Annotated in this window: 18 protein-coding genes; 10 read left to right on the top strand and 8 right to left on the bottom strand. The window is 43.5% G+C overall.

What is annotated here, in order from left to right:
* Window positions 1-4: 4 nt before the first annotated feature.
* Window positions 5-1,654, bottom strand: coding sequence for a 2-isopropylmalate synthase (gene leuA, locus ACYVGZ_RS00500; RefSeq protein ID WP_460749671.1), 1,650 nt, complete (start codon window positions 1,652-1,654; stop codon window positions 5-7).
* A gap of 191 nt (window positions 1,655-1,845) precedes the next feature.
* Here leuA and ACYVGZ_RS00505 point away from each other — a divergent pair, with 191 nt between their 5' ends.
* Together ACYVGZ_RS00505 and ribA are read left to right on the top strand one after the other, a co-directional pair.
* Complete coding sequence (locus ACYVGZ_RS00505; protein ID WP_460749674.1) at window positions 1,846-2,319, top strand: Lrp/AsnC family transcriptional regulator; 474 nt, start codon at window positions 1,846-1,848, stop codon at window positions 2,317-2,319.
* 72 nt (window positions 2,320-2,391) lie between these two features.
* Window positions 2,392-2,997, top strand: coding sequence for a GTP cyclohydrolase II (ribA, locus tag ACYVGZ_RS00510; RefSeq protein ID WP_460749678.1), 606 nt, complete (start codon window positions 2,392-2,394; stop codon window positions 2,995-2,997).
* Between the two features lie 120 nt (window positions 2,998-3,117).
* Here ribA and ACYVGZ_RS00515 read toward each other — a convergent pair whose 3' ends face one another.
* Both ACYVGZ_RS00515 and ACYVGZ_RS00520 read right to left on the bottom strand, forming a co-directional pair.
* Window positions 3,118-5,919, bottom strand: coding sequence for a bifunctional aconitate hydratase 2/2-methylisocitrate dehydratase (locus ACYVGZ_RS00515; protein ID WP_460749681.1), 2,802 nt, complete (start codon window positions 5,917-5,919; stop codon window positions 3,118-3,120).
* Window positions 5,920-6,100: 181 nt separating this feature from the next.
* Window positions 6,101-7,849, bottom strand: coding sequence for an SUMF1/EgtB/PvdO family nonheme iron enzyme (locus tag ACYVGZ_RS00520; RefSeq protein WP_460749682.1), 1,749 nt, complete (start codon window positions 7,847-7,849; stop codon window positions 6,101-6,103).
* Window positions 7,850-7,937: 88 nt separating this feature from the next.
* On the opposite strand from ACYVGZ_RS00520, the gene ACYVGZ_RS00525 reads away from it, so the two are divergent.
* Window positions 7,938-8,546: a MiaE family protein gene (locus ACYVGZ_RS00525; RefSeq protein WP_460749685.1), complete on the top strand. Its 609-nt coding sequence runs from the start codon at window positions 7,938-7,940 to the stop codon at window positions 8,544-8,546.
* A gap of 76 nt (window positions 8,547-8,622) precedes the next feature.
* On the top strand, window positions 8,623-8,934 hold the full coding sequence (locus tag ACYVGZ_RS00530; RefSeq protein WP_460749688.1) for a hypothetical protein: 312 nt from the start codon (window positions 8,623-8,625) through the stop codon (window positions 8,932-8,934).
* 77 nt (window positions 8,935-9,011) lie between these two features.
* On the opposite strand, the gene ACYVGZ_RS00535 is transcribed toward ACYVGZ_RS00530, so the two are convergent.
* From ACYVGZ_RS00535 to queC, 3 genes are all read right to left on the bottom strand, one after another.
* A complete protein-coding gene (locus ACYVGZ_RS00535; RefSeq protein ID WP_460749691.1) occupies window positions 9,012-9,779 on the bottom strand; it encodes a UDP-2,3-diacylglucosamine diphosphatase in 768 nt (255 codons plus the stop codon).
* Window positions 9,779-10,282 carry a peptidylprolyl isomerase gene (locus ACYVGZ_RS00540; protein WP_460749694.1) on the bottom strand — a complete coding sequence of 168 codons (504 nt, stop codon included), beginning with the start codon at window positions 10,280-10,282 and terminating at the stop codon, window positions 9,779-9,781. Before ACYVGZ_RS00540 ends, ACYVGZ_RS00535 begins: the two co-directional genes overlap by 1 nt.
* A gap of 109 nt (window positions 10,283-10,391) precedes the next feature.
* Window positions 10,392-11,054 carry a 7-cyano-7-deazaguanine synthase QueC gene (gene queC, locus ACYVGZ_RS00545; RefSeq protein ID WP_460749697.1) on the bottom strand — a complete coding sequence of 221 codons (663 nt, stop codon included), beginning with the start codon at window positions 11,052-11,054 and terminating at the stop codon, window positions 10,392-10,394.
* Between the two features lie 121 nt (window positions 11,055-11,175).
* On the opposite strand from queC, the gene ACYVGZ_RS00550 reads away from it, so the two are divergent.
* The 5 genes from ACYVGZ_RS00550 (at window position 11,176) to cysS (ending at window position 16,376) form a co-directional block, all read left to right on the top strand.
* The gene (locus ACYVGZ_RS00550) at window positions 11,176-12,120 is read left to right on the top strand and encodes a bifunctional helix-turn-helix transcriptional regulator/GNAT family N-acetyltransferase (RefSeq protein ID WP_460749700.1); all 945 of its coding nucleotides are present in this window, start codon (window positions 11,176-11,178) and stop codon (window positions 12,118-12,120) included.
* Complete coding sequence (locus ACYVGZ_RS00555; protein WP_460749703.1) at window positions 12,117-12,842, top strand: AzlC family ABC transporter permease; 726 nt, start codon at window positions 12,117-12,119, stop codon at window positions 12,840-12,842. The genes ACYVGZ_RS00550 and ACYVGZ_RS00555 overlap by 4 nt, the downstream gene beginning before the upstream one ends.
* A complete protein-coding gene (locus ACYVGZ_RS00560; RefSeq protein WP_460749706.1) occupies window positions 12,829-13,155 on the top strand; it encodes an AzlD domain-containing protein in 327 nt (108 codons plus the stop codon). Before ACYVGZ_RS00555 ends, ACYVGZ_RS00560 begins: the two co-directional genes overlap by 14 nt.
* 158 nt (window positions 13,156-13,313) lie before the next feature.
* Entirely contained in the window at window positions 13,314-14,987 is a 1,674-nt protein-coding gene (locus ACYVGZ_RS00565; RefSeq protein WP_460749709.1) for a glutamine--tRNA ligase/YqeY domain fusion protein, read from the top strand.
* 6 nt (window positions 14,988-14,993) lie between these two features.
* Complete coding sequence (cysS, locus tag ACYVGZ_RS00570; protein WP_460749712.1) at window positions 14,994-16,376, top strand: cysteine--tRNA ligase; 1,383 nt, start codon at window positions 14,994-14,996, stop codon at window positions 16,374-16,376.
* A 68-nt stretch (window positions 16,377-16,444) separates the two neighbouring features.
* On the opposite strand, the gene ACYVGZ_RS00575 is transcribed toward cysS, so the two are convergent.
* Window positions 16,445-16,879: a universal stress protein gene (locus tag ACYVGZ_RS00575; RefSeq protein ID WP_460749714.1), complete on the bottom strand. Its 435-nt coding sequence runs from the start codon at window positions 16,877-16,879 to the stop codon at window positions 16,445-16,447.
* Window positions 16,880-16,940: 61 nt separating this feature from the next.
* Here ACYVGZ_RS00575 and ACYVGZ_RS00580 point away from each other — a divergent pair, with 61 nt between their 5' ends.
* Complete coding sequence (locus ACYVGZ_RS00580; RefSeq protein WP_460749717.1) at window positions 16,941-17,444, top strand: hypothetical protein; 504 nt, start codon at window positions 16,941-16,943, stop codon at window positions 17,442-17,444.
* Window position 17,445: 1 nt separating this feature from the next.
* On the opposite strand, the gene ACYVGZ_RS00585 is transcribed toward ACYVGZ_RS00580, so the two are convergent.
* Window positions 17,446-18,222, bottom strand: coding sequence for a DNA topoisomerase I (locus ACYVGZ_RS00585; protein ID WP_460749719.1), 777 nt, complete (start codon window positions 18,220-18,222; stop codon window positions 17,446-17,448).
* Between the last annotated feature and the right edge of the window lie 128 nt (window positions 18,223-18,350).

Below are 18,350 nucleotides of genomic sequence, written 5' to 3' on the forward strand. Positions count from 1 at the left end.
TGCTTTACGCAACTTTTTGATTGACAGTAGCAAGTAATGCTTGGATAGAAGCGGTTACTATGTCGGTGTTAATTGCAGCGCCGTTGAAGCGTTCACCGTCAATATTGGCTTGAACGTAGGCTATGGCTTGAGAGTCACTTCCGACTGTTAAGGCATGCTCTTGATATTGAATAATATCAATACGAATACCAAAATGTGCGCCAAGTGCTTCACTGAAGGCGGAAAGGGCACCATTTCCTGTGCCTGATATCTCGACTTTTCCATTGCTGCTTTCTAGTTCTGCACGAACTGTGTCGTTTTCATCTTTCGTTAAGTCGTAACGACCAAGTTTGTAAGGATCAGCGCCAGTCATAAAGCTAGATTCAAACAAGTTACGCATGGACTCGGCATTAACCACTCCGCCATCTTCTTCAGCAAAGCGCTGTACGATTGGGCTAAACTCAACTTGCAACCAGCGAGGTAATGCTAAGCCGTATTCTTGTTCAAGAGTATAAGCAATGCCGCCTTTGCCTGATTGGCTATTTACTCGGATGACTTCTTGGTAGCTGCGACCAACATCACGTGGGTCAATCGGTAAATAAGCAACATCCCAAGGCTTGTCATCCGTTTGATTGGCTAAGCACTTCTTAATGGCGTCCTGGTGAGAGCCAGAGAAGGCAGTGAATACCAATTCGCCAGCGTAAGGGTGGCGAGGGTGAACCTGCAGTAATGTACAGGCTTGTACTACGCTAATAATACGGTCCATGTCGGCAAGGTTTAGTTCAGGAGCTACTCCTTGGCTATACATGTTCATGGCCATGGTAACAACGTCCATGTTGCCGGTGCGCTCACCATTGCCTAGCAAAGTGCCTTCAATACGATCTGCGCCTGCCATTAAGCCTAATTCAGCCGCTGCAACGCCACAGCCGCGATCGTTATGGGTGTGTAGGCTAACAATCATTTTGTCGCGATTTTTAACTTCGCGGCAGAAGTATTCGATTTGATCTGCAAAGCGGTTAGGGGTTGCTACTTCCACAGTGGCAGGAAGGTTGATGATAGCTTTGTTGTCCGCAGTTGGTTGCCAAACATCCATAACCGCATCCACTACTTCTACAGCAAAGTCAGTTTCAGTGCCTGTGAAGCTCTCTGGGGAATATTGGAATACCCATTCCGTTTCAGGGTGTTTTGCAGCGTGGTCTTTAACGCATTGTGCACCATCGACAGCAATTTGTTTAATGCCGTCTTTTCCTAAACGGAAAACTTGCTCACGTTGTGTTTTTGATGTGGAGTTATAAACGTGAACAATAGCTTTTTTAGCCCCTTTTAGAGATTCATAAGTGCGAGCGATTAGCTCAGGTCTTGCTTGAGTTAATACTTGGATGTAAACGTCATCGGGTACTTGGTTTTCTTCGATCAACCAGCGTACAAAATCAAAATCTAATTGGGAAGCTGCAGGGAAGCCCACTTCAATTTCTTTAAAGCCTACATCTACAAGAAGGGCGAAAAATTGTTTCTTTTGTTCCACCGTCATAGGTTCAACCAGAGCTTGGTTACCGTCTCGAAGGTCAACACTAGACCATATTGGTGCTTTGGTAATTTCTTGGTCAGGCCAGGTGCGGCCGCTAATGCTTACCGGTTGAAATGGCAAGTATTTAGTGTGGTCAAAAGAGGTCATACTTTCTATTCCTTGTCAGAGTGAAGCGGGTGGCTTCGTTATTAGTGGCATTTAATCTGCCGCTTTTTTATTTAGTAGGCATATCATACCTAATTTTTCGGGGTAAAAGATTGCGTTTTTTGTAAAAAAATCATTATCTATGGCATTATATTGCGCATTATGAATGAAAGTTGGCATACAGGGGGGTTGATGTGAAGTTTGATAAAATTGATTTGTGTATTTTAAGGGAGCTGCAGCAAGATTCTAGCTTAACCAACCAAGATTTGGCAGATCGGGTTGGATTATCACCTTCCCCTTGCTTGCGCCGTGTAAAAGCATTAGAGGAGAGTGGCGTCATTGATCGACAAGTCATGTTGTTAAACAAAAAGATGCTGGGCTTAAAATTAACGGCATATATTCAGATTAGTATGGATAGGCACACTCCTGATAGGTTTGAAGTCTTTGAGGCGCAAGTGGAGTCTTTTCCTGAAGTGACTGCCTGTAACATGGTGACAGGCCAATCAGCAGACTACCTTTTAGAGGTGGTAGTGGAAGATATGGAATATTATCATGAATTTTTATTGGGTAAGTTGACTCGTATCGAGGGTGTTACAGGGGTTCATTCGAGCTTTTTATTGCGTCGCATTCTCAATCGTACTTCTTTGCCATTAGATCATCTTGTTTAGCTTTCCTAATGCTTGAAATGCGAAACTTCAGCCCCAATACAAGGGGCATCAATTATTTTTAGAGGCATGTATATGGCTGAATTATCGGTGAAGCGCCGCGTTGTGATTCCAATGCGCTCCGGTGACGTAATGGCTGAGTTTATTTCTTTTGATGGCGATATGCTCGGCAAAGAACACATTGCAATTCATTGCGCTGGGAAAGAAGGGTTGGTGGAAGAGATTCCTTTAGTGCGTTTGCATTCTGAATGTTTAACGGGTGATGTCTTTGGCTCAGGGCGTTGTGATTGTGGTGATCAGTTAGATGAAGCCATTGATAAAATTGACGAGCAGGGTGGGTATATCCTGTATTTGCGCCAAGAGGGTAGAGGGATTGGTCTGTACGCTAAATTTGAGGCTTATGCTCTACAGGACCAAGGCTATGATACCTATCAAGCTAACGAGATGTTGCATTTGCCTGAAGATGCCAGAGACTTCACTGTAGCGGCTCGCATGTTGCGTGCTATGGGACTGACAAAGGTGCGCTTGCTGACGAATAACCCAGATAAAGCTCAACAGCTTGCTGAAAATGGTATAGAGGTGGTCGAATTAGTACCAACCCAAGTTCATGTTAATCAGCACAACCGAGAGTATTTAAAGACCAAGGCTGATCGCAAACAACATACTTTAAAACTTGATTAGCAACAGTTTTTTGTTCCCAAGAGACGCTGGACTTTAAGTCTGGCGTTTTTTTTAGGGGGTTATAACTGAAAAAGCCATAGATCGTTGGATCTATGGCTTTTTGTGTTTTATATGTTTTGCTTAGACGCGAGCGGCAGGGATGAAATCAACAGGTGCTGATGTCAACTCTTCAGCTGGTGGCGCGAAATCCGTTAAGTTAATACCTTCAACGGCTTCTTTGTATTCCTCGATAGTTGGGAAGCGGCCTAAAATTGTAGATAGTACCACTAGAGGAGTAGAGCCTAGTAGAGATTCACCTTTCTTCTCGCTGGTATCTGCAACAACACGGCCTTGGAATAAGCGCGTAGAGGTTGCGATAACAGTGTCACCTGGGGCTGCTTTTTCTTGGTTACCCATGCATAAGTTACATCCAGGGCGCTCTAGATACAGGATATTTTCGTAACTAGTACGCGCTTGAAGTTTTGGTGCTGCATCGTCAAATTCGAAACCAGCGTACTTCTGTAGGATTTCCCAATCGCCTTCCGCTTTAAGTTCATCAACAATGTTGTAAGTTGGCGGTGCCACAACGAGCGGGGCGCTGAAGTTAATGGTGCCATTCTTAGCTTCAAGGTTGCGAAGCATTTGCGCAATGATTTGCATGTCGCCTTTGTGCACCATACAAGACCCAACAAAGCCAAGGTCAACGGGTTTGTCTTTGTAGAAGGAAACCTGACGAATCACATCGTGAGTATAGCGTTTAGACACATCATCGTTGTTCACATCTGGATCAGCAATCATGGGTTCATCGATTTGGTCAAGGTCGACCACAACTTCAGCTTCGTATTTGGCATTGCTGTCAGGTGCAAGTGCTGGCTCTTTGCCAGATTTAATGCCTTCAATGCGCTTATCAGCAAGTTCAATTAAGCCGTGCAACGTTTTCGCTTCGTTTTCCATCCCTTTGTTGATCATGATCTGGATGCGGCTCTTAGCAAGTTCAATAGACTTGATTAGAGTTTCGTCGTTTGAAATACAGATAGAAGCTTTTGCTTTCATTTCTGCAGTCCAGTCAGTGAAGGTAAAGGCTTGGTCCGCCATCAAGGTTCCAATATGAACTTCGATGATACGACCTTGGAAAACGTTTTCGCCGCCAAATTGTTTAAGCATCTGTGCTTGCGTTGCGTGTACCACGTCGCGGAAATCCATGTGTCTTTTCATTTTGCCTTTAAAGGTCACTTTAACAGACTCAGGGATAGGCATAGCTGATTCGCCTGTTGCAAGAGCTAGCGCCACAGTACCAGAATCGGCACCAAAAGCTACACCTTTTGACATACGAGTATGGGAGTCACCACCGATGATAATGGCACGATCATCAATCGTAATGTCATTAAGTACTTTGTGGATTACGTCAGTCATAGCTGGATAGACGTTTTTCGGATCGCGTGCAGTTATTAAGCCAAAGTTGTTCATGAATGCCATAAGCTTAGGTATGTTTGCTTGTGCTTTTGCATCCCAAACAGAAGCGGTGTGGCAACCAGATTGGTAAGCACCGTCAACGATTGGAGAAATGACAGAAGCGGCCATAGCTTCAAGCTCTTGGCAGGTCATAGGGCCAGTCGTGTCTTGTGATCCTACAATGTTTACTTTTACGCGTACATCTGAACCTGCGTGTAATGGCGTTTCTGAAGCGACGCCTACTGAATTGCGGTTGAAGATTTTTTCTACAGCAGTAAGTCCTTGGCCTTCATGAGATATTTCATTAGAAGGAGCGTAAACGGCTTTAGCTTCAACACCAAGGGTTTGTGCAGCAAAAGTTTGTAGCTTCTTGCCGAATACTACGGCATAAGAACCGCCAGCCTTCATAAACTCGACTTTTTGTGGCGTGAAAGCAGAAGAAACATCAACAAGCTCTTTGTCGCCGTTGTACAGTTTTTTCTCTTTAGTGTTAATGGTTAAAACCGTACCAGTCGCTACTGAGTAAGCTTCTTCAAGTACTGCATCGCCATTAGCATCAACTACAGTGTTACCATTTTCGTCTACTTTCTTAACCCAGTTTTTAAGGTCAAGACCGATACCACCCGTCACACCAACGGTAGTAAGGAAGATAGGAGAAATGCCATTTGTACCTGCAACAACAGGAGCGATATTTATAAATGGGACATAAGGGCTTGCTTGCTTACCAGCCCATAGTGCCACGTTATTCACACCAGACATGCGTGAAGAGCCAACTCCCATGGTGCCTTTTTCAGCAATAAGCATGACTTGCGCGTTTGGGTGTTTATCACCTAATGCTTTAATTTCTTCCTGGGCCTCTGGGGAGATCATGCATTTACCATGTAGTTCACGGTCGGCACGAGAGTGAGCCTGGTTACCAGGAGACAGAAGGTCGGTAGAAATATCACCTTCCGCTGCGATGTAGGTTACAACATCAATAGTTTCATCAATGTCTGGTAGTTTTGTGAAAAACTCAGCGTCAGCATAGCTTTTAAGAATGTCCGTTACAGTGGCGTTGCCAGCTTTGTGGGCGGTGGCTAAGCGTTCCATATCTGCTTCGTAAAGGAATACTTGTGTTTTTAGAACATCAGCAGCTTGTTGAGCAATCGCTTCGTTGTTACCTAGGGTAAGGTCAATAAGCACCTCAATAGATGGGCCACCTTTCATATGAGAAAGCTGTTCAAAAGCAAAATCAGGGGTGATTTCAGCAACTGTCGCTTCACCCAAGATGATTTCTTTAAGAAATTGAGCTTTAACAGATGCAGCGCTTGTTGTGCCAGGGATTGTATTGTAAATGAAGAAATTTAAAGAAGCTTCGCGGTGTTCGTTCGTTGTGTCTTTGATTTGAGCAATGATTTCGGCGAGTAACTTGCCGTCATCAATTGGTTTAGGGTGTAAGTCTTGAAGTTTACGGTCTTCAATTTCTTTTAAGTAATCTAGATATAGGCTCATGCTCACCTCTGATTTTTAGAATTGCTCAACAACAAACCCTGTTGATGAGTGGAATACTTAATTTACTTAGTAAATTAAGTATTCGTGAATAATGTTTTGTTATTTGATTATTCTATAGAAAAAAAGCGACAATGACTTATTCTTGGTCATAACAATTTCGAATAGGTGACATTTAGTGGAATTATTCTGATTTAGCTTTTGTTATCACCCTGACAACGCGGAAACCCCAGTTACTTGCCCTTAAATCTGGGTTCGCACGATAGCGTGTTGAGCTGCGCCCCACTCTTGGTATGTCAAACCAAGAGCCGCCTCGTATTACACGACTATCGCATTGTTCTGATAGCCAAACCTGATTACTGTTAGGAGCACCTTCGTAAGTCTCGTGATAACAGTCTTCGACCCATTCGGCTACATTGCCATGCATGTCGAATAAGCCAAAGGGATTGCTCGCTTGACTACCAACAGGGGCACTGGATACAGCGTCCCATTGGCTGCCGCAACTGTCGCAAACGCTGTAGCCAGCTTTAACTGTGTCGCCATACCAAAAAGAGGTGTCGGAATTAGCCCGTGCAGAGTATTCCCATTCTATCTCAGTAGGGAGACGATACTCTTGGCCAGTTTGTTCTGAAATCCAAGCTGTGTAAGCTTTAGCATCGTACCAGCTAACATTCACCACAGGTCGTTGCCCGCGCCCCCAGCCGTTGTCTGGAGGTAATGCTCGTCCAGTGGCGTTAGCAAATTGGTCGTATTGATCAAATGTCACTTCGTATTTGCCGAAATAAAAACCAGTCGGTACATCAACTGTGTGAACGGGCCGCTCATTATCATCACCAACCCTTTGTTGGTCACCCATTTTAAATACAGCGGGCTTAAGTTTTTCAACCTTGGGTGCTGTATTGCCAACCTCTAGGGGCTCTTCAAGGGATTGTGGTAAGGCGTCAAAAACTTCTTCAGGGCTAGGTTCGGGTTCAATGATGGGTGTTTTAGTAATAGACACGGGCGCGGTTTTAGGTGGCTCAGGCCAAAGTAAAGTGGCAATAACGGCAGTGCTTACAACGCCTGCTCCAGTTAGCCATATTTTGCTGGAAACTCGGCGAGTGGCGGCTCTTAATAAACTTTTCTTTTTTCGGGTGGTGCTGGTTTCTGGTTTATAGAGATTAGCTCTTAACAGCTGTATAACCTCAACCAACTGTTTGGGGCGTGAGCGTTCAGCCGTTTTGCTCCATCTTAATAATTTGCTCCACACTTTATCGCTTAATAAGGGGTGGCTGTCAGGTAAGCTAGCGGGAAGTTCTTTATCTAAAATGGATTCACCGCATAGGGCCGCCATTAGTAAGCGCATAAAGGCAAACTTGTCTGCTGCGGGGGTGCGTTTTTGATTCTTCTTCTTATATTCAGGGGGCATTAATCTAGGGTCAAACTCTTCCTTTCCTATGTTGTCCATCCAGTGGTGAGCGCCAAACCCCGTCATAATACCAACACCGTTTACTACGTTTATGGCGTTTAGGTCTAGGTGGCCGTGAAAAAGATCGTTTTGATGAACTTTGTCTAAGGCTTTGGCGATGTTATCGAAAAGACTGATTACCACGTTAAGTGGCGCACCATCAGGATATTTTCCAAGAAAACTGTATAAATTTTCGCCTCCGCACACAGCAGAGCAACCAAACACCCAAAGGTTTGAATAAAAGGGAGGGTAGTTGGGTGTGATTGCAGGGTGTTTGATACCTGCATAACGACGTGCGCTCTGTAAAAAATCTTCTACTTTGCCTTTTGAGGCTTGATAAAAATATAAGGTGAAGGGTCTTCCGCCTTGATCGGCAACCCAGGTTGTTTTGCTTTCGTTAAGCGAGTAATTCAGCACATAGGGATCTACTTCTACCCCGACGTGTTGGTTGATTTTTAATTTTTGCGGATCGTAGTATTCATTCATCAGAAATTTGATATCCAAATCAAGACGTTGCTGTCTAAAAACATAATACCGAGTATAATCAAGTTTTTTTAGATGAAAAGGTAGAATAATGTTATCAGCGTATCCCGAATTAGTTGCTTTCCTTCCCTGTGAGTCTCCAGAGGCGTGGGTAAATTGGGCGCTTGAAAATCAAACATTATTGCTAAACGACCATGCTCATTGCGAAAAGAAGGCTGCTTCTACCGCCATGAGCCTTATGTATCGCTATGTCGACAGAGATAATTTACTTCATAAAATGTCCCGGTTGGCCCGTGAAGAGTTACTGCATTTCGAGCAGGTGCATAAATTAATGCGCAAGCGCGGAGTGGCTTATGAGCACTTAACGGCCTCACGCTACGCAGATGGCATGCGCAAACATATCCGAACACATGAACCTGCACGGTTAGTGGATACCTTGATTATAGGGGCCTTTGTTGAGGCACGTTCTTGTGAGCGTTTTGCTGTTTTGGCTCCTCATTTGGATGCCGAGCTGTCAAAATTTTATGTTTCGTTATTAAAATCAGAGGCTCGTCATTTCGAGGATTACTTGGCTTTGGCAGAAGAGTACGCAGGTGAGCCGATCGATGAAAGAGTGGCCTTTTTTAGGGAGATCGAACATAACTTGATCGTTGAACCAGATATTGAGTTTCGTGTGCACAGCGGGCCGCCAACTCAATAGTAAAAAAACTGCAGGTAAAAAAATAACTGCTAGACTCATAGTGTTGCCCTAAAGGAATGGTTATTTGGAGGGGACTATGAGTCTGTCTAATTATCAAGTGTTACCTGATGTTACTTACTGGATTGCTCTGGAAATATCTAAGAAAAATTATCAAGTGAATCTTGATTATGTCTATCAGGGGTCTATTGAATTAGACTACCTCTACCAATTGTTGACCAGTCAAGCTATTTTGCATTGGCGTAATAATTATGGCGTTGAGTTGGGGCCTGTAACAGTCAATAATGCCTTTTTTAAAGCAGTGGGAATTTTAAATGAAAGGGACCTGGAGTTTCGACGATCAAGAGTGGAGTCTGAAACCAGCTGGGTGAAAGATCTACTGCATCTTTAGGTAATAAAAAGCCGTTCAATTAAAGGGCATGTAAAACACCCAATTCAGAACGGCTTTTTAAATGAATCTATATGTTCTTAATCAAGCACTAAGTCGTGCTTAAGGCTAAGAGCGCTCATTCCTTCTAAAACAAAGTCTTCAGTTTTTGCGCTGTACTGGGTGAAATGCTGTCCATTTAAGCTGGCTAGCCAGATGTTGTCATCCCAATCTCCAAGTACGATACGGGTGCGATCACCTTGGTGTACAAAAGGTCGATGGGTGTGCCCGTGGATTAGGTAGCGGCAATCATGTCGATGCATGTCTTCCTTTACGCTAATTGGGTTTACATCCATGATAGCCATGCTTTTTTCACTGGAGCTGCTTTGACTGTCGGCTCTCAATTTTGCTGCCAGTTCAATTCGTTGAGTGATAGGAAGAGCTAAGATTTGTTGTTGCCATTGGTCTGAGCGAACCATGGATCGAAAAGCTTGATAATTATGATCATCGGTACAGAACTCGTCCCCATGGCAAAGTAAAACAGACTGTTGGTCATTAAGAATAATACTTTGTGAAGCGAGTTGTGTGACGTGAGTGCGTTGGCACCACTCTTTCCCAATCAAAAAATCACGATTGCCGTGAATAAAAAAGACACGGATTTGAGTTAAGTGAATGAGGCTTTCTTCAATAGTGTCGTTCCAATCTGCTTGAAAGTCATCGCCTATCCAAGCGTCGTAGAAATCCCCGAGGATATATAATTCCGCGTTTTCATTGCGAGCGTTTAGTTCTTTACATAAGCGAACAAACGCTTGGATGAGATCCAAGCGTTTGTTACTCAGATGGAGATCTGAAATAAAATAGCGGGTCATTAGGCTTCGTCAGCAACTAACTCGGCACTTTCGATGATTACATCATCAACAGGAACGTCTTGGTGACCGCTTTTCATGGTGGTTTTTACTTCCTTGATTTTATTTACCACATCCATTCCAGCAGTTACTTTACCAAATACCGCATAGCCCCAACCATCCGTTGTTTTGCTGCGGTGGTTCAAGAAACTGTTGTCAGCCACGTTAATGAAAAACTGAGCTGACGCTGAGTGAGGGTCCATGGTGCGAGCCATTGCCAATGTGCCAACTTCATTCTTCAAGCCGTTGTCTGCTTCGTTCTCAATGCTGGTGCGAGTATCTTTTTGAGTCATGCCAGGCTCAAAACCTCCACCTTGTACCATGAAACCATTGATAACGCGATGGAAAATAACGCCATCGTAAAAACCTGAAGTTACGTACTCTTCAAAGTTTTTAGCGGTTTTTGGAGCTTTTTCATAATCCAATTCAACATGGATATCGCCGTGGTTTGTATGCAGAATGATCATTTTCAATCCTTAGTATGTAATTTGTTACTAATTAGAACTTAGCCTAATTCAAAAGTCTGGAGCATTTTATGTGTTTGTGGTTGTGGATGCCAGTAGCAAGTTTCTAAATTTAAATGGGTTCGTACTTAAGGGGGTCTTTTTTATTTAATACTGCGAAGGCTTCCAGACGTTCATCGCAAGCGCCACATTTTCCACAGGCCTGCTCGCGGCCATTATAACAAGTCCAAGTGTGTTGGTAGTCTAGCCCCATAGCGAGCCCCGACGCTAAAATTTGCGCTTTATCAGATTGTAAAAACGGAGTAACGATTTCAACAGCTTGATAGTTCGCAATTTTAGAGACAGCGTTCATCGCCTCAACAAATTCAGGACGGCAATCGGGATATATGTGGTGGTCTCCAGAGTGAGCACCATAATGCACTTGCTCTGCTTCTAGTGATACGGCATAAGCAATAGCCATGGATAACAGTACCATGTTGCGGTTTGGAACCACTGTGGATTGCATGTTTTCACTTTCATAGTGGCCTTCAGGGATGTCAATGTCATCTGTTAAGGATGAGCCAGACATAAGGCTTGTGATACTAGTAATGTCGACTACTTTATGGGGGATGTTGTGCATGGCGCAAACACGGCTAGCCACATCAAGTTCTTTGCTATGTTTTTGGCCATAATTGAAGGATAGGGCGTGGACATCAAGTCCGTCTGCTAATGCTTTGTGTAAAACGGTGAATGAGTCCATGCCGCCTGAGTAGACGACAACAGCTTTGGTGGTCATGTTAGTTCCTTAGGGGTTCTTTAAGCGTATTTTAACAGACGATTGGGTAAATGTGTCTTGCTTATCAGAGATCTCCATAATATTATCCGTAACCAGTTACGGATAATATTATGGAGATCTCATGCAACAGTTTGGAGTGCTTTCATTGGGTAGTCGTTTAAAGCGTATTAGCGATACCCTGTTTTCAGAAGTACAGTCTTTATATGAAAGATGTGAGTTACCGATCTCGTCGACTTATTTCCCGATTTTGCGTTTACTACAGGCTGAAGGTGCAATGACGGTGGTTGCCATAGCGGATCATTTGGGGTTGAGTCATCCGGCTGTTAGTAAACAGACGAATAAAATGATTCATGAAGGTTTGCTGCTTAAAGAACCTCACGATACAGATCAGCGCAAGTTTTTATTGCGTTTGTCCTCTTCGGCTATTGCTGCCATGCGCAGTGCAGAACCGATTCTTCAAGCTATGGAGCAAGTATTAAGGCGCACCTTGCATTTTTCGAGTGAGCATTTCATGGAAGCGCTCGAAATGCTAGAGCATGAATTTCTAAAAGCAGGCTTGGCTAGTAAGGTGCTAGATCGGCTTGAGCCTTTCGATTTTCTTGAGTATCAGCCTACCTATCAACGGGAGTTTGAAGCACTTCATATGGGCTGGCTGACTAAATTTTTTCCGGAGCAAATTACCGAATTTGATAAAGCGTTATTGACACATCCTGAGCAAATATATGATCAGGGTGGCAGTATTTTGCTGGCTGTGAGTCGTGATAGTCGCCGCTTGATTGGCTCGGTTGTGATGTTGGAGCAAGGTGAGGTCATGAATGTCTTAAAACTTGCCGTAGTGACTCACTGTCAAGGCTTAGGGGTGGGTGAAGTGTTGTTGAACCATGCTGTTGCGCGCGCTGAGAAGGCGGGTTTAAAAAAGGTGGCGTTAGAGTCAGCATCAAGCCTAAAGCCGGCCATGGCTTTATATGAAAAAAGAGGCTTTGAACTCAAGCCGCCTCCGCAAGCGAGTCAGTACGAGAGAGCTGATGTTTATATGGAGAAACTGTTATTGGGAGAGCAGCAATGAGTATGCAAGTAGCTAGAAAAGGGATGCTTGCTTCCATTCCTATGTTGGCAGGCGGTGCCCCATTTGGTCTCCTGTTTGGGTCTTTGGCGGCGGCAAATGATCTTGGTGTTTGGTTTGCTGTGGCGATGTCGAGTATTGTCTTTGCTGGCTCCGCCCAGTTTGTTGCGCTGGGCCTAATTGCAACAGATGCACCTATTTGGGTGATTGTTTTTACCACGTTTGTGGTTAATTTGCGCCATTTGCTGTATGCCGCAGACATGGTTAAATTTGTAAAACACCTCCCTTTTAAACTGCGTTTGCTAATGGGCTTTGGTTTGATTGATGAAACCTATGCAGCCGTACGGCCAATGTATCGTTCTGGCCAAGTGAATACTACGGATGGTCATTTTGCTTATTTAGGTTCTTTCATTTCTTTTTATTTAATGTGGAATGTCACGACACTGTTGGGGGTGATAAGTGGTGAGCTCATTCCGGGGATGAGTGAATGGGGGCTGGAGTTTGCAATGGTGGCAACCTTTATTGGTATTGTGACACCTTATTTCACACGTGTTCCTTTTGTTATGGCTGGGTTGTCTGCTTTGGTAGCGTCTTTGTTGCTGCATACTATGCCAAACAATCTAGGCATGCTTCTAGCGGCCCTTATTGGTGTGTCCATCGGCTATGTTTGTGATTGTTTGGGCTCTAAGGAAAGTGTTCAGGGAGGAGCAAATGACTGTGCTTAACGCTATAAGTATTTTGTTTGGTATGTTTGCAGTGACTTTTTGTGTGCGGTTTGTGCTTTTTGCGCGAGCGAATAAGTTTAAAATGCCTGACTGGGTTGAGCGTGCTTTGAAGTTTGTTCCAGTGGCAGTGTTAACAGCCATTATTTCACCTATGGTCTTTATGCCAAACCAAGAGTTTGATTTATCAATCAGTAATCCTTGGCTATTAGGAGGCGTCGCTTCATTAGTGGTGGGGATTTGGCGGCAACAGCAGTTACTGACCATTTGTGTAGGAGTGGCAGTGTTTTTTCTCAGCAAGTACTTCTTTAATTAGGTTTTCTTGCAAGAAAATAGATGTGTGATTGTCTTTCTGAGCGTGAAATCAGATATACTTATCGGCTCAGCAAACAATTATGGAGTTGATGCGCACAAGGCGCTCCTCTATCTGAATCAAATACTATTAGTCAAAATAGATTAGGACTTACCTCTATCATGTCAGAAACGTCAAAACCGGGTAACTTTATAACCCAAATTATTGATAAAGATAACGAAACAGGGCTATTTGGTGGTGAAGTAATGACCCGCTTTCCGCCGGAGCCAAATGGCTATCTTCACATTGGTCACGCCAAATCCATATGTTTGAATTTCGGTTTGGCACAAAGATACAACGGCCAGTGTAACCTTCGTTTTGACGATACTAACCCTGAAAAGGAAAGTGTTGAATACATTGATTCAATCAAACGTGATGTATCCTGGTTAGGCTTTCAGTGGAAAGATGAGCCCAAATTTGCTTCTGACTACTTTGACAGTTTATACAAGTTTGCGGTGCAGTTAATTGAAGCCGGTAAAGCTTATGTGTGTGAGTTAAACCCTGAGCAAATGCGTGAGTACCGTGGGACATTGAAAGAGCCAGGGAAAAACAGCCCATATCGTGATCGCAGCGTTGAGGAAAATCTGTCTTTATTTGCTGATATGAAAGCCGGTAAATATCAAGACGGCGAAGTAGTGTTGCGCGCCAAAATTGATATGGCAAGCCCAAACATTAACCTTCGCGACCCTATAATTTACCGTATCCGCCATGTGCATCATCACCAAACAGGGGATAAGTGGTGTGTCTATCCTATGTACGATTTCACTCACTGTTTATCGGATGCTGTGGAAAATATTACGCATTCTGTTTGTACTTTAGAGTTTCAGGATCACCGTCCACTTTATGATTGGGTGCTTGAGACGTTAGGTACGGCGCATCCTAAACAAATTGAATTTGCACGTTTGAATCTCAACTACACAGTAACCAGTAAGCGTAAACTTAAGCAGCTGGTGGATGAAAAACATGTTCATGGTTGGGATGATCCAAGAATGCCAACCATTTCTGGCTTGCGCCGTCGTGGCTACACTCCAGATTCGATCCGTAACTTCTGTGACCGTATAGGGGTAACTAAGTCTGATAGTGTTGTTGATATGGGAATGTTAGAGCACGCTATCCGTGAGGACCTTGATGCCAATGCAAACCGTGCCATGGTAGTACTCAAGCCAATTAAAGTAACGTTAACAAACTACCCGGAGGATAAAGAAGAGATCTTCACGGTAAATAACCATCCGAAAAATGAAGCAGCTGGTACCCGTCAGGTGCCATTTAGTAAAGAACTTTACATAGATCAAGCCGATTTTGCCGAAGTGCCACCACGAAAATGGAAGCGTTTGACCCTTGATGGTGCCGTGCGTCTTCGGGGCGGTTATGTGATTACTTGTGACCAAGCGATTAAAAATGATGCAGGTGAGGTAGTCGAGTTGCTGTGCCGTTACGATGAAAATACTTTGGGTGTTAACCCAGAAGGCTACAAGCCTAAAGGGGTGATTCATTGGGTCAGTGCAAAGCATGCAGTGACTGCTCAGGTTAATCTATACGACCGTTTGTTTAATGAAGAGGCCCCTGACGCGAATCATGAAGGTAAAACCTTCTTAGACTTTATTAATCCTGATTCATTAACACAGTTGACTAATGCCAAAGCAGAACCTTCGTTATTAGACTCCGCTAAGGGGCAAGGCTATCAGTTTGAGCGTGAAGGTTATTTCTGTCGTGACCTTGAGGCGAATGAGCTGGTGTTTAATCGAACGGTCACGTTACGTGATTCTTGGGCGAAGATTGAAGCAAAGGGAAAATAACCCATTATGTTAAAAGTGTTTAATACTTTATCAGGACAAAAAGAAGAGTTTAAGCCCATTGTTGAAGGCAAGGTTAGCATGTATGTGTGTGGTAACACCGTGTATGACTACTGTCATATAGGCCATGCACGGGCGATGATCTCTTTTGATATTATTTCACGTTTTATTCGTCACTTAGGTTATGACTTGACGTACGTGAGAAATATCACGGATGTTGATGACAAAATCATTAAGCGTGCTAATGAAAATCAAGAAACCACGCAAAGCTTGACCGAACGAATGATCGCGGCGCAACGAGAAGATGAACTGAAGTTGGGTAATAAAATGCCTGACCGTGAGCCTAAAGCAACGGAATTTATCGATGAGATCATTGCTATGGTTCAAACTCTGATTGATAAGGGGTTTGCCTATCACGGTGAATCTGGTGATGTGTATTATCGTGCAAGTGCTTTTAAGGAGTACGGTAAACTCAATAACCGTAAACTTGAAGATATGTTGGCTGGGGCTCGTATTAATGTGCAAGAAGCCAAAGAGCATCCAGCGGATTTCGTTTTATGGAAGCAAGCAAAAGAGCACGAGGTGAGTTGGCCTTCGCCATGGGGGGCTGGACGTCCAGGTTGGCATATTGAGTGTTCAGCTATGTCGACTAACTGCTTGGGGAACCATTTTGATATACATGGTGGTGGACCTGACCTTAAGTTTCCTCACCATGAAAATGAGATTGCTCAATCCGAGGCGTGTACTGGTGAACAATATGTTAATTACTGGATGCACTGTGGTGCAGTTCGAGTAAATAACGAGAAAATGTCCAAGTCCTTAGGGAATTTTTTCACTGTTAGAGATGTTCTGGCCAAGTTTAACCCTGAAGTCATTCGTTACCTGATGGTATCTAGTCAATACCGCAGTCCAATCGATTATTCAGATCAAAGCTTGCATGAAGCTAAGGTTGCCTTAGAGCGTTTGTACACCGCTTTGAGGAATCAGCAGGTTGCGCAATCTTATGAAGCGACAGAGTTTACTGAGCGCTTTGTTGCGGCCATGAGTGATGATTTCAACACGCCAGTGGCTGTGTCGGTATTGTTTGAGCTGGTGCGTGAGCTGAATAAGGCGAAAACAGACGATGAAGTCAAGGCAATGCAATTGGCAGCTGAGTTGAAAGACCTAGCAGAATTGCTTGGTTTGCTGTATCAGGATCCAAGCTTTTTCTTGCAGAACTCAACGATAGTTGCAGGCTTGTCTGAAGAGCAGATCCAAGCGTTAATTGATGAGCGTACTCAAGCACGTAAAGATAAAAACTTTGCTCGAAGTGATGAAATACGCGATGAACTCGCTGAGCAAGGAATTGAGTTGCTAGACAGTAGAGAAGGCACTAGTTGGGCGCGACGTTAGTCTTGTTGGGCTAGCGTGTTAAACAAACTAAAACCCCAACCATATGGTTGGGGCTTTATCTAGTAAGGCTAATCTTTTTTGACGCGCACGGCCAATACATCGCATGGCGCATCATGAAGAACACCGCTGGCAGTAGAGCCAAGTAATAAGGCTAAACCGTGTTTACAGTGACTACCAACGACAATCAAGTCAGCACTTTGCTCCTTAGCAACACGATGGATTTCGTTTTCTATACCGCCTTGGGTAATGCAGGTTTCTTTGTTGGGTAGGTCAATTTGAGCTTCAAGAATGGCCATTTTTTCTTGCGCTGTTTCTTTTAGTTGGGACTGGATGTCAGTCACATCGATCGGAACGTCTCCACCGTAGGCATAATTTAGTGATTCAATAACGTGTAGAATGGTGAGATCTGCGCCAGTGGCTTGGCAAAGTGCCACACCTTTATTCGCAACGAGTATGCTTTCATCCGTTAGGTCTACAGCAACAATGATTCGGTTATACAGCATGGATACCTCCAAATTTTGCTCTACTTGTTTGCATGGCTTTTAAACACCTTAAGAGAAATATATGACAGTTTTTATTGTGATTTTTATAACCCTGTCTTTGATGGGGTCTGCACTCTGGGTTTTGCCTTCAAAAGGTGAAAGACAAAAAATGTCGTTAAGAATGCAGGCTCGTCAACACGGTCTTAGTGTTCAGCTTACCTCAATTGAGCTCCCTGACAAGTGGGACAAGACAACAAACAAACAAAATGTTTGTGCTTATTCTATTTTTCGCCATAAAGCGATCGAATTTGATGCTAGAGAGGTACTAATATTGCCTTTCGAAGTATGGAAGTACCATGAGCTACTAGATGGTTGTTGGGTTAGCCATGGATTGAGTTTGGATGAAAAACAAAAAAAACTTTTAAAACAATGTGTTGGGCTTTTTTGTGCCATTAAAGTTACGGCTAAAACAGTGGATTTCTATTGGCACGAAAAAGGGCAAGAAGCAGACGTTAAAAAGTTATATGACTTGCTATCCATGTTAGAAAAATTGCCTGTTGACCAGTTAACAGAAAACAATATGTAATTTATTTTTCTGAATTGTTAACTGTTGGTGTTTCTGTGCTGGAGTCCAAGTTCTGTAGTAGTTCAACAATCGCTTCATCTGGGTTTTCAGCGTCTTGGGCTGCTTGAATACTGGGGGCTAATAGCTTCTTCATACGTGCTTCTACAAAATCTTGTAATGCTTTTTTCTCAGGTCTTTCTATACTGTCAGCTTTTATGTGTGACAAGATGACCCCATAAAGTGTTTGTGCAACGCGACTGTCACCACCATTAAAGTTGCTATTTGCCTGAACAAGTTGACGGTTCAATTGGACCCAAAGATTGAGCCAACGTAAGTAATCATAGCATTCTTGGTAGTGGTTATTGCTGATGCGGCCTTTACGACGTAAGAAAAGCAGCATTTTCGCGACCTTGGTTAAACGCTCTTTGTAGTTTGCTTTAGTTTGAAAGGTGAGCTCCTCAGCTTCAGGGTTGAACGCTCTGATTTCACTATCACGAGCCTCTTCAGCTTTTGCGATCATAACTTCAACCCGTTCAGGATCGTCAGCGTATTGCAGAAGTTCGCGTAATGTGTCTAGATAAAAGTCATACAATACATCGCTGGCGATACTGTCTGTATTAAGGTCCTTGAGCCCTTTAATGTGGTGTTCAACGCGTTCAGCACGGTTAGCAAGTTGCATTTGTTTGAAACGGCGTGCAGTTGCTTCTTTTTCTTTTTGGTGGGCCCGCGTTCCTATGATCACTGACAGAATCACAATGATTAAAAGAAAAATAATGGTAAGAATTTGAAGAGTGGCCATGATTGTCCTTAAACAATGAATTCAGTATGGTAAATAAGAAATACTGGCTTCGGCAAGATTTATTGTGCGAAACAATACAGGGATCTCTTGTTATATAAAAGGTGTTTGCTTAATATCTGCGCCCAAAG

The sequence above is a fragment of the Marinomonas epiphytica genome, from assembly GCF_054780655.1.

Bases quoted from the DNA above. Each gene is read 5' to 3' on its own strand.
- ACYVGZ_RS00575 (WP_460749714.1), bottom strand. From the start codon at position 16,879: ATGCTGTATAACCGAATCATTGTTGCTGTAGACCTAACGGATGAAAGC.
- ACYVGZ_RS00565 (WP_460749709.1), top strand. From the start codon at position 13,314: ATGTCAGAAACGTCAAAACCGGGTAACTTTATAACCCAAATTATTGAT.
- cysS (WP_460749712.1), top strand. From the start codon at position 14,994: ATGTTAAAAGTGTTTAATACTTTATCAGGACAAAAAGAAGAGTTTAAG.
- ACYVGZ_RS00560 (WP_460749706.1), top strand. From the start codon at position 12,829: ATGACTGTGCTTAACGCTATAAGTATTTTGTTTGGTATGTTTGCAGTG.
- ribA (WP_460749678.1), top strand. From the start codon at position 2,392: ATGGCTGAATTATCGGTGAAGCGCCGCGTTGTGATTCCAATGCGCTCC.
- ACYVGZ_RS00585 (WP_460749719.1), bottom strand. From the start codon at position 18,222: ATGGCCACTCTTCAAATTCTTACCATTATTTTTCTTTTAATCATTGTG.
- ACYVGZ_RS00550 (WP_460749700.1), top strand. From the start codon at position 11,176: ATGCAACAGTTTGGAGTGCTTTCATTGGGTAGTCGTTTAAAGCGTATT.
- ACYVGZ_RS00580 (WP_460749717.1), top strand. From the start codon at position 16,941: ATGACAGTTTTTATTGTGATTTTTATAACCCTGTCTTTGATGGGGTCT.
- ACYVGZ_RS00515 (WP_460749681.1), bottom strand. From the start codon at position 5,919: ATGAGCCTATATCTAGATTACTTAAAAGAAATTGAAGACCGTAAACTT.
- ACYVGZ_RS00525 (WP_460749685.1), top strand. From the start codon at position 7,938: ATGTTATCAGCGTATCCCGAATTAGTTGCTTTCCTTCCCTGTGAGTCT.
- ACYVGZ_RS00520 (WP_460749682.1), bottom strand. From the start codon at position 7,849: ATGAATGAATACTACGATCCGCAAAAATTAAAAATCAACCAACACGTC.
- leuA (WP_460749671.1), bottom strand. From the start codon at position 1,654: ATGACCTCTTTTGACCACACTAAATACTTGCCATTTCAACCGGTAAGC.
- ACYVGZ_RS00530 (WP_460749688.1), top strand. From the start codon at position 8,623: ATGAGTCTGTCTAATTATCAAGTGTTACCTGATGTTACTTACTGGATT.
- queC (WP_460749697.1), bottom strand. From the start codon at position 11,054: ATGACCACCAAAGCTGTTGTCGTCTACTCAGGCGGCATGGACTCATTC.
- ACYVGZ_RS00555 (WP_460749703.1), top strand. From the start codon at position 12,117: ATGAGTATGCAAGTAGCTAGAAAAGGGATGCTTGCTTCCATTCCTATG.
- ACYVGZ_RS00540 (WP_460749694.1), bottom strand. From the start codon at position 10,282: ATGATCATTCTGCATACAAACCACGGCGATATCCATGTTGAATTGGAT.
- ACYVGZ_RS00535 (WP_460749691.1), bottom strand. From the start codon at position 9,779: ATGACCCGCTATTTTATTTCAGATCTCCATCTGAGTAACAAACGCTTG.